Below are 9,433 nucleotides of genomic sequence, written 5' to 3' on the forward strand. Positions count from 1 at the left end.
ACTGTCACACCCCGCCGGTACCGTGAGGGCATGAGTCAAGGCCCCCGGTCCGGCCTCGCCGCGGTCAGCACCGCGCTGCTGGCCATGAGCAGGCACCTCGAGGTGCGCGACGTCCTCAAGACGATCGTCGCCTCGGCCCGTGAGCTGCTCGACGCGCAGTACGCCGCGCTGGGCGTGCCCGACGACCACGGTGGCTTCGCCCAGTTCGTGGTCGACGGCGTCAGCGAGGAGCAGTGGCGGGCCATCGGCCCCCTCCCGCGCCAGCACGGCATCCTCGCCGCGATGCTGCACGAGGCCAGGCCCGAGCGGCTCGCCGACGTGCGCAAGGACCCCCGCTTCGAGGGCTGGCCGTCCGCCCACCCCGACATGTCCGACTTCCTGGGCCTGCCGATCCGCGACGGTGACGAGATCATCGGCGCGCTGTTCCTGGCCAACAAGAACTGCCCGAAGCCGGAAGGCAGCTGCGGCTTCACCGAGGACGACGAGGAACTCCTGTCGATCCTCGCCCAGCACGCCGCGATCGCCCTCACCAACGCCCGCCTCTACGAACGCAGCCGCGAGCTCACGATCGCCGAGGAGCGCTCCCGGCTCGCCCACGAACTGCACGACGCCGTCAGCCAGAAGCTGTTCTCCCTGCGCCTGACCGCCCAGGCCGCCGCCGCCCTGGTCGACCGGGACCCGTCCCGCGCCAAGGGCGAGCTGCAGCAGGTGGCCGTACTCGCCGCGGAGGCCGCCGAGGAACTGCGCGCGGCGGTCGTCGAGCTGCGTCCCGCGGCACTCGACGAGGACGGCCTCCTCGCGACCCTGCGCACCCACATCCACGTACTGGACCGTGCCCACGCCGCGCGTGTGACCTTCGTCGGCCGCGGGGTTCGCGCCCTGCCCGCCGCCCAGGAGGAGGCGGTGCTGCGCGTCGCCCAGGAGGCCCTGCACAACGCCCTGCGGCACTCGGGCGCCGAGCACGTCGACGTGACCCTGGACCGGCGAGGCGGCGGAGCCGTCCTGCGGGTGACGGACGACGGCAGCGGCTTCGACCCCCAGCGGATACGCCGAGCGGGACGCCACCTGGGCCTGGTCTCCATGCGGGACCGGGCGAGCGGGGTCGGCGGCGCACTGTCCGTGGAATCGGCGCCCGGTAAGGGCACCACCATCGAGCTGGAGGTCCCCGGTGGCTGACGCAATCAAGGTGCTGCTCGTCGACGACCACCAAGTGGTCCGCCGGGGCCTGCGCACGTTCCTCGAAGTACAGGACGACATCGAGGTCGTGGGGGAGGCGGCCGACGGCGCCGAAGGCGTCGCCCGCGCCGAGGAACTGAAACCCGACGTCGTCCTCATGGACGTCAAGATGCCGGGCATGGACGGCGTCGACGCGCTGCGCAAGCTCCGCGAACTGAACAACCCCGCACGCGTGCTGATCGTCACCAGCTTCACCGAACAGCGCACGGTCGTCCCGGCGCTGCGCGCGGGCGCCGCGGGGTACGTCTACAAGGACGTCGACCCCGAGGCCCTGGCGGGCGCCATCCGCTCCGTCCACGCCGGACACATCCTGCTCCAACCCGAGGTCGCGGGCGCCCTGTTGTCCCAGGAGGGGAACAACTCCGGCCAGGGCAGAGGCGGTTCGCTCACCGAGCGGGAGCGTCAGGTGCTCGGGCTCATAGCGGACGGCCGTTCCAACCGTGAGATCGCCCGCGCGCTGGTCCTGTCCGAGAAGACCGTCAAGACGCACGTCTCGAACATCCTGATGAAGCTCGACCTGTCGGACCGCACCCAGGCCGCCCTGTGGGCCGTACGCCATGGCGTGACCGGCTGAAACGCTCTCCGTAGGACGTGACCGACGGCAATGCGGAGCGTTCCCCTCCGGAATGAGATTCATACCGTCGTGGGAATGTCCCCCGGATGGCGCATCCTTTGGCGGTCCCCGCCGTTCTCCAGTGCGTGCTGCGGCGACTGCCGCGGCAATCGCCAGGAGGGGTCAGAAGTGAAGAACCTGAAGAAGGCAGCGGCCGTGACGATGGTGGCCGGCGGGCTGATCGCCGCCAGTGCCGGAATGGCTTCCGCCACCGACGGCGCGCACGCCGACGGTAAGGCCGTGGGCTCGCCGGGCGTCGTCTCGGGCAACCTCGTCCAGGCCCCGGTGCACGTCCCGGTGAACGCGGTCGGCAACAGCGTGAACGTCATCGGTGCGCTGAACCCCGCCTTCGGCAACCTGGGCGTCAACCACTGACGCCAGTCGCCGAGCAGGTCATGACTTCGGCCTCCCGGGGGGTTCCCCGGGAGGCCGGTCTGTTTGTCGCTCGAATGATCCGAACGGGCCGTCGCTCAACCCCGTACCGTTCCGGAACTCTCCCGCGTTGACCAGCGCACGACCCGCGGCCGGGTCGGACACGCAAACGCAGGAGGAACGCTTCACATGGACATCGCCAAGAAGGCCGCCGTGGCCCTCACCGTCGCCGGCCTCGCCGCCGGTGCCGCTGTCGCCGACGCTGGCGCCGACGGCAAGGCCGTGGGCTCGCCGGGCGTCGGCTCGGGCAACGTGGTCCAGGTCCCCCCGTCCACGTCCCGGTGAACGTCTGCGGCAACACCGTCAACGTCATCGCGCTGCTGAACCCGACGTTCGGCAGCGTCTGCGTCAACGAGTGACCTCACACGGCCGACGAGAGGCCCCGCGAGTCGACAACGACTCGCGGGGCCTGCTCGTTCAGGCCGGCAGGCCGCACGCACCCCGAGCACGCACGACCGTCACCGGAACACACCCGAAGCGCTCAGCGAACGCCCCGCTCCCGCTCCTCCACATACGCGTTGTACGCGGCCACCTGCGCCCGCCGAGCCGTCCGCTCCACCGGACGCAGCGCCTGAGCCCTCGCCGCCATCTCGCCGGAGCTCACCGCACCCCCGTGCCCGTTCTCGTACGCCAGCGACACCAGCAACCCCACCCGCTGCGCCAGCTCCAGCACCCGCACCGCCCGCGGCGGATACCCAGGCGCCAGCACCTCCCGCCACCGCTCGGCCCGCGCCCGATACGCATCGATCGCGGCCTCGGCCACCGGCCCCGACCCGGCGACGTCCAGTCGCGTCAGCACCTCGGTCGCATCCCGCAGCGCCTCCGCCAGCTCCCGCTCGGCCTCCCCGAGCGACGGCACATCGGCGGGCGGCGCCTCCCGCACGGCGAGGCAGTGCCACACGACCTCGACATGGACATCGCCGGCGGGCCCCGCCTCGTACACCTCCGGCACCAACCCGAGCGCGGCGCCATGACAGATCACCGCCTCCTCGGCCTCCAACGCCCGCGCGTTGAACTCCGGCGGCCCGCTCAGCCCCAGCGGATGCCCGGGCGCGGGCAGCGCGACCCGCAGCCCCGTGACGCCGAGCGACCGCAGCCGTCCCAGCGCGAGCGTGAGACCGACGGGCGCCGACTCGCCCGGCAACCCCTCCACCCGGTGCACCGCGTCCCCGCCGACGATCGCGAGTACGGCGTCATCAGGAGAGACAAGTCCGGCCAACAGGGCATTTCCCCAAGCGGCAAGCTGTCCAGAGCGTGGTTCCGAAAGCATGCCTCCACCCTAAGGACCGGACCGATGGAATGGAGCTGCCGACCGGTGGCGTAGATTTCCTTGAGGGCTGCGCCCACCGGCGCGGCGGACGAGCCACTGGCGAACGCGACAGCCGAGACCGGCCACACTGCAAGGGGAGACAACGCGCTCATGAGCGATGTTCTGGAGCTTCAGGACGTATCCGTGGTCCGGGAGGGCCGGGCTCTGGTGGACCAGGTCTCCTGGTCGGTGAAGGAGGGCGAGCGCTGGGTCATCCTCGGTCCGAACGGCGCCGGCAAGACCACCCTCCTGAACGTCGCGTCCAGCTACCTCTACCCCAGCCAGGGCACCGCCACCATCCTCGGCGAGACCCTCGGCAAGCCCGGCACCGACGTCTTCGAACTGCGCCCGCGCATCGGCATGGCCGGCATTGCCATGGCCGACAAGCTGCCCAAGCGCCAGACCGTCCTGCAGACCGTGCTCACCGCCGCGTACGGCATGACCGCCGGCTGGCAGGAGGAGTACGAGGAGATCGACGAGCAGCGCGCCCGCGCCTTCCTCGACCGCCTCGGCATGAGCGAGTACCTGGACCGCAAGTTCGGCACCCTCTCCGAGGGCGAACGCAAGCGCACCCTGATCGCCCGCGCCCTGATGACCGACCCCGAGCTGCTGCTCCTCGACGAGCCCGCCGCCGGGCTCGACCTCGGCGGCCGCGAGGACCTCGTACGCCGCCTCGGCCGCCTCGCGCGCGACCCGATCGCCCCCTCGATGCTCATGGTCACCCACCACGTCGAGGAGATCGCCCCCGGCTTCACCCACGTTCTGATGATCCGTCAGGGCAAGGTTCTCGCCGCCGGCCCGCTGGAGCTCGAACTCACCTCCCGCAACCTCTCCCTCTGCTTCGGCCTGCCCCTCGTCGTCGAACAGGTCGGCGAGCGCTGGACCGCACAGGGCCTCCCGATGGCCTGATTCCGCGAACTCCCTGGGTAATAAGCCTCTTCCGAGACTCCGGCGCCCTGTCGGAGGCGGTACTTGGGGACCTACCATGACCATGTGAACGACATCGACGCATGGGTGTGGTGGCTCGTCGGCGCGGTAGCGCTCGGAATCCCGCTCGTGGTGACCGCGATGCCGGAGCTGGGCATGCTCGCGGTGGGCGCCGCCGCAGGGGCGCTGACGGCCGCAGCCGGCGGGGGCGTCACCGCCCAAGTACTCGTCTTCGCCGCCGTATCGGTCGCCCTGATCGCGGTCGTACGGCCCATCGCCGCCCGGCACCGCTCGCAGCGCCCCCAACACGCCACCGGCGTCGAAGCGTTGAAGGGCAGACAAGCCGTCGTGCTGGAGCGCGTCGACCGCTCCGGCGGCCGGATCAAGCTCTCCGGAGAGGTCTGGTCGGCCCGTTCCCTTGCCACCGACCGCGCCTACGAAGTGGGCGAGGAAGTGGACGTCGTGGAGATCGAGGGTGCAACGGCGATCGTCATGTGACCTCGCAGGACGCAGGCATGACGTAACTGAACCGAACGCCCCACGAGGCAGACGACGGTCTGACACACTCGACCAGCAAGATCTTCAACAGACATAAGATCTTCCAAAAGCGCCGAGGCGGAGAAGGGTACGGGGAGCACGATGGAACCGGTCATCATCGTCTTGATCATCCTGGTGGTGTTGGTCTTCATCGCCCTGATCAAGACGATCCAGGTCATTCCACAGGCGAGCGCCGCGATCGTGGAGCGCTTCGGGCGCTACACGCGGACGCTCAACGCGGGCCTCAACATCGTCGTCCCGTTCATCGACACCATCCGCAACCGCATCGACCTGCGCGAACAGGTCGTACCGTTCCCGCCCCAGCCGGTGATCACCCAGGACAACCTGGTCGTGAACATCGACACCGTCATCTACTACCAGGTGACCGACGCCCGGGCCGCCACCTACGAAGTCGCCAGCTACATCCAGGCGATCGAGCAGCTCACCGTCACCACGCTCCGCAACATCATCGGCGGCATGGACCTGGAGCGGACGCTGACCTCCCGCGAGGAGATCAACGCGGCGCTGCGCGGCGTCCTCGACGAGGCCACCGGCAAGTGGGGCATCCGCGTCAACCGCGTGGAACTGAAGGCCATCGAGCCGCCGACCTCCATCCAGGACTCGATGGAGAAGCAGATGCGCGCCGACCGTGACAAGCGCGCCGCCATCCTCACCGCGGAAGGTACGCGCCAGGCCGCCATCCTCACCGCCGAAGGCGAGAAGCAGTCCCAGATCCTGCGCGCCGAGGGCGAGGCCAAGGCCGCCGCCCTGCGCGCCGAGGGCGAGGCCCAGGCCGTCCGTACGGTCTTCGAGGCGATCCACGCCGGCGACGCGGACCAGAAGCTCCTCTCCTACCAGTACCTCCAGATGCTCCCGAAGATCGCCGAAGGCGACGCCAACAAGCTCTGGATCGTCCCCAGCGAAATCGGCGACGCCCTCAAGGGCTTGTCCGGCGCCATGGGCAACTTCGGCAACCTGGGCGGCGGTTCGGGCGGCGGAGGCAACTCCGGCAACGGCGACTCGGGCACCGAACGCCGCGAGAAGCCGTCGATCGACTGACGAAGAGGACCGCGTAACGAGGCTGGGGCCCACCTCCGCGGAGGTGGGCCCCAGCCTCGTTACGCGACTAAGCCGCTTCCCGCGCCAGCCACTCCGGCAGCGCCCCGAAGTCCTCGTGGCCCAGCGACAGCAGCATCGCGTCCGCCGGGGTCGGCTCGAACGGCAGCCGCAACAGCGGCATGCCCGCCTCCTCCGGAGTCCGGTTCGCCTTGCGGTGGTTGTCCTGCGCGCACGAGGCCACCGTGTTCAGCCAGGTGTCCTGGCCACCCTGAGACCGCGGCACGACGTGGTCCACGGTCGTCCCCCGCCTGCCGCAGTACGCGCACCGGTGCCGGTCCCGGATCAGGACACCCCGCCGAGACCACGGGGCTTGTCTTCGGAAAGGCACCCGTACGTACCTGCACAGCCTGATCACCCGGGGCGCCGGTATGTCGACCGCGGCACCGCGCATGCGCAGTTCGGGGTGGGACTGTTCGACGACGGCCTTGTCCTGAAGCACCAGAACGACGGCTCGGTTCAACGTCACCGTCGACAGCGGCTCGAAGCTCGCGTTCAGTACCAGCGTGTCCCGCATGTCAGCCCACCTCCCTGCGCACCGGCCCACCCCTGTGGCGGGCTGGATCAACTCTGGCCGGGCATGCTGAGATGGACAACGCAATAAAAAATGCCCGCCTCTGATCACTTCCAAGACCAGAGGCGGGCAAACGTTCTCGAACGTCAGTCTTCGGCGGGCACTTCGTACTCACCGATCAACTGCGCCCGCGCCAGCGTGTGGAAGCGCAGGTTGAAGCCCACTACGGCCGGGCTCGCGTCCGAGTCCGGACCGAGCTTGTCCTGATCCACCGCGTACACCGTGAAGACGTACCGGTGCGGCCCGTCCCCGGGTGGCGGCGCTGCACCACCGAACTCCTTCGTTCCGTAGTCGTTCCTCGCGTGTACGGCACCCTCCGGCAGCCCCTCGAACTTGCCGCTGCCCGCACCCACCGGCAACTCCGTCACCGAGGCCGGGATGTCGAACACGACCCAGTGCCAGAACCCACTGCCCGTCGGAGCATCGGGGTCGTAGCAGGTCACGGCGAAACTCTTGGTCTCGGCCGGGAAACCCTCCCACCGCAGCTGCGGCGAGGTGTTGCCGGCCGCCTGGACCTGAGCGTCCTTGAGCGTCGCACCCTCCGCGACGTCCTCGCTCGTCACCGTGAACGACGGGACGGGCGGGTGGAAGTCATGGGGGAGCGGCCGCCGCTTGAGCTCGGTCACCTCGGTACCTCCTGATCGGTTCTGGAGTCAGTGGTTCCGAGCCTAGAACCAGTTGCGCTTGCTGCCGACCTCGGACAGCCACTGGTTGAGGTACGCCACCCAGTCCGTGCCCTGGTAGTCGTGCAGACCCACCTGGAACGAGCGGAAGGTGTCACTGCTCTCGCTGAACAGACCCGGCTTCTTGTCCATCTCCAGAACGACGTCCATCGCACTCTGGTCCGCGACGAAGCTCAGCTCGACCTGGTTCAGACCCCGGTACTGCTGCGGCGGCAGGAACTCGATCTCCTGGTAGAACGGCAGCTTCTGCCGCGTACCCCGGATGAGACCGCGCTCCATGTCGGCGTTCTTGAAACGGAAGCCCAGCTGGATGAAGGCGTCCAGGATCGCCTTCTGCGCCGGCAGCGGGTGCACGTTGACCGGGTCCAGGTCACCGGAGTCCACCGCGCGCGCGATCTCCAGCTCCGTCGTCACCCCGATGTGCATCGCGGGCAGCGCGCGACCGTCGATCATCGTGATCGGCGTCTCCCACGGGATCTCCAGCCCGAACGGCACCACGTGCACGGCGCTCGCCTTGAGCTCGAAGGCACCGCCGAGCCGCTGCTTCGTGAACTCGATGTCCTGCTTGTACTCCTGGTCGCCGCTCTCGACCTCGACCTTGGCCTGCAGCCCGACCGAGAGCGCCTCGATCTGCTGATCGACGGCCCCGCCCTGGATCCGCACCTCGCCCTGGACGACACCGCCCGGAACGACGTTGACCTCGGTCAGCACCGTCTCCACCGAAGCCCCGCCGGCACCCAGGCTCGCGAGCAGCTTCTTGAACGCCATGTTTCTCCCTCTTCAGGCGGCCCCTCGGGCACCGCCCGTTCCGTCGGTTCCGTCGTCCTGCTTCTTGCGCTTCCGGCGCTCCACGCGCGCGGGTCCTTGATCCATACAAACGCGATCCGGCCGTGGCCGGTTCCGGAATCTCACCCTGGCAAGGCGCTGGCCCCCTGACCACCCCGTCGCACCCACCCGTCTGCACTACCCTCGGACGGCATGATCGCGACCCCCGACCGTACGCCCCTGCCCAGAGAGTTCTTCGACCGACCCGTACTGGAGGTCGCCCCCGACCTCCTCGGCCGCACCCTCGTACGCACCACCCCGGACGGTCCGATCGCGCTGCGCCTCACGGAGGTCGAGGCCTACGACGGCCCTAACGACCCCGGCTCCCACGCCTATCGCGGCCGCACGGCCCGCAACGGCGTGATGTTCGGTCCCCCCGGCCATGTGTACGTCTACTTCACCTACGGCATGTGGTTCTGCATGAACCTGGTGTGTGGTCCGGAGGGGGAGTCGAGCGCCGTCCTCCTCCGCGCCGGCGAGATCGTCGAAGGCGCCGAGCTGGCCCGCAAACGTCGACTCTCGGCCCGAAACGACAAGGAACTGGCCAAAGGCCCGGCCCGCCTGGCCACGGCCCTGGACGTGGACCGCGCCCTGAACGGCACGGACGCGTGCGCCGCCGGGGACACACCCCTGTGTGTCCTGGCCGGTACGCCCGTGCCCCGCGACCAGGTGAGCAACGGCCCGCGCACCGGAGTGGCCGGCGACGGAGGTGTGCACCCCTGGCGCTTCTGGATCGCCAACGACCCGACGGTGAGCCCTTATCGGGCCCATGCGCCAAGGCGCCGCCCAAGTTGACTCGCCCTCCGAAGATGCGTAACGTGGCACGAGCCGCTTGAACCGGGTACGGCGATCGCCTGCAGCCGGAAGCGGCCAAACCACTACCTTCGACTCTCCCCTCAGCAGGGGCCAATTCGGCGTGCACGTATGCCCGAATTCGGAACTCGCGGACTCGATTATGAGTTGGCGGGAGGGATCGGCTAACGTAGTGAATGTCGAAAGGCCGACAGGCGAAAGCCAAGGCATTACGACAACCCTCTCCAACAGGGAATCGGGGCCGAAAGGGTCTGATAGAGTCGGAAACGTAAGGCCGAAGGGAAGCGCCCGGAGGAAAGCCCGAGAGGGTGAGTACAAAGGAAGCGTCCGTTCCTTGAGAACTCAACAGCGTGCCAAAAGTCAACGCC

At 69.1% G+C, this 9,433-nt stretch carries 11 protein-coding genes and 1 pseudogene; 8 read left to right on the top strand and 4 right to left on the bottom strand.

Annotation, left to right across the window (positions count from 1 at the left end):
- Positions 1-30: 30 nt before the first annotated feature.
- From KUM49_RS07150 to KUM49_RS07165, 4 genes and pseudogenes are all read left to right on the top strand, one after another.
- Entirely contained in the window at positions 31-1,176 is a 1,146-nt protein-coding gene (locus KUM49_RS07150; RefSeq protein WP_217235852.1) for a GAF domain-containing sensor histidine kinase, read from the top strand.
- A complete protein-coding gene (locus tag KUM49_RS07155; RefSeq protein ID WP_217235853.1) occupies positions 1,169-1,810 on the top strand; it encodes a response regulator transcription factor in 642 nt (213 codons plus the stop codon). The genes KUM49_RS07150 and KUM49_RS07155 overlap by 8 nt, the downstream gene beginning before the upstream one ends.
- A gap of 168 nt (positions 1,811-1,978) precedes the next feature.
- Positions 1,979-2,224, top strand: a complete 246-nt coding sequence (gene chpE / locus KUM49_RS07160; protein ID WP_217235854.1) for a chaplin ChpE — start codon at positions 1,979-1,981, stop codon at positions 2,222-2,224.
- Positions 2,225-2,410: 186 nt separating this feature from the next.
- A pseudogene (locus KUM49_RS07165) lies at positions 2,411-2,640 on the top strand (chaplin family protein).
- A 122-nt stretch (positions 2,641-2,762) separates the two neighbouring features.
- Here the strand turns inward: KUM49_RS07165 and KUM49_RS07170 are convergent.
- A complete protein-coding gene (locus KUM49_RS07170) occupies positions 2,763-3,551 on the bottom strand; it encodes a hypothetical protein (protein ID WP_217235855.1) in 789 nt (262 codons plus the stop codon).
- A 150-nt stretch (positions 3,552-3,701) separates the two neighbouring features.
- On the opposite strand from KUM49_RS07170, the gene KUM49_RS07175 reads away from it, so the two are divergent.
- From KUM49_RS07175 to KUM49_RS07185, 3 genes are all read left to right on the top strand, one after another.
- A complete protein-coding gene (locus KUM49_RS07175; RefSeq protein ID WP_217235856.1) occupies positions 3,702-4,499 on the top strand; it encodes an ABC transporter ATP-binding protein in 798 nt (265 codons plus the stop codon).
- A gap of 84 nt (positions 4,500-4,583) precedes the next feature.
- Positions 4,584-5,015 (top strand): NfeD family protein, encoded by a 432-nt coding sequence (locus KUM49_RS07180; RefSeq protein ID WP_217235857.1) that lies wholly within the window; start codon positions 4,584-4,586, stop codon positions 5,013-5,015.
- A 141-nt stretch (positions 5,016-5,156) separates the two neighbouring features.
- Positions 5,157-6,113, top strand: a complete 957-nt coding sequence (locus KUM49_RS07185; protein ID WP_217235858.1) for an SPFH domain-containing protein — start codon at positions 5,157-5,159, stop codon at positions 6,111-6,113.
- Between the two features lie 67 nt (positions 6,114-6,180).
- On the opposite strand, the gene KUM49_RS07190 is transcribed toward KUM49_RS07185, so the two are convergent.
- From KUM49_RS07190 to KUM49_RS07200, 3 genes are all read right to left on the bottom strand, one after another.
- Positions 6,181-6,687, bottom strand: coding sequence for an HNH endonuclease (locus KUM49_RS07190; RefSeq protein ID WP_217235859.1), 507 nt, complete (start codon positions 6,685-6,687; stop codon positions 6,181-6,183).
- Between the two features lie 143 nt (positions 6,688-6,830).
- Positions 6,831-7,370 carry a YbhB/YbcL family Raf kinase inhibitor-like protein gene (locus tag KUM49_RS07195; protein WP_217235860.1) on the bottom strand — a complete coding sequence of 180 codons (540 nt, stop codon included), beginning with the start codon at positions 7,368-7,370 and terminating at the stop codon, positions 6,831-6,833.
- Between the two features lie 42 nt (positions 7,371-7,412).
- A complete protein-coding gene (locus tag KUM49_RS07200) occupies positions 7,413-8,195 on the bottom strand; it encodes a sporulation protein (RefSeq protein WP_217235861.1) in 783 nt (260 codons plus the stop codon).
- Positions 8,196-8,405: 210 nt separating this feature from the next.
- Here KUM49_RS07200 and KUM49_RS07205 point away from each other — a divergent pair, with 210 nt between their 5' ends.
- On the top strand, positions 8,406-9,047 hold the full coding sequence (locus KUM49_RS07205) for a DNA-3-methyladenine glycosylase (RefSeq protein WP_217235862.1): 642 nt from the start codon (positions 8,406-8,408) through the stop codon (positions 9,045-9,047).
- Positions 9,048-9,433: the final 386 nt, after the last annotated feature.

It is taken from the genome of Streptomyces sp. AC555_RSS877 (assembly GCF_019049245.1).
Classification (GTDB): Bacteria; Actinomycetota; Actinomycetes; order Streptomycetales; family Streptomycetaceae; genus Streptomyces.

Excerpts from the sequence above, each read along its gene's own strand:
- KUM49_RS07150 (WP_217235852.1), top strand. The coding sequence starts at position 31 with ATGAGTCAAGGCCCCCGGTCCGGCCTCGCCGCGGTCAGCACCGCGCTG.
- KUM49_RS07170 (WP_217235855.1), bottom strand. The coding sequence starts at position 3,551 with ATGCTTTCGGAACCACGCTCTGGACAGCTTGCCGCTTGGGGAAATGCC.
- KUM49_RS07175 (WP_217235856.1), top strand. The coding sequence starts at position 3,702 with ATGAGCGATGTTCTGGAGCTTCAGGACGTATCCGTGGTCCGGGAGGGC.
- KUM49_RS07185 (WP_217235858.1), top strand. The coding sequence starts at position 5,157 with ATGGAACCGGTCATCATCGTCTTGATCATCCTGGTGGTGTTGGTCTTC.
- KUM49_RS07190 (WP_217235859.1), bottom strand. The coding sequence starts at position 6,687 with ATGCGGGACACGCTGGTACTGAACGCGAGCTTCGAGCCGCTGTCGACG.
- KUM49_RS07200 (WP_217235861.1), bottom strand. The coding sequence starts at position 8,195 with ATGGCGTTCAAGAAGCTGCTCGCGAGCCTGGGTGCCGGCGGGGCTTCG.
- KUM49_RS07205 (WP_217235862.1), top strand. The coding sequence starts at position 8,406 with ATGATCGCGACCCCCGACCGTACGCCCCTGCCCAGAGAGTTCTTCGAC.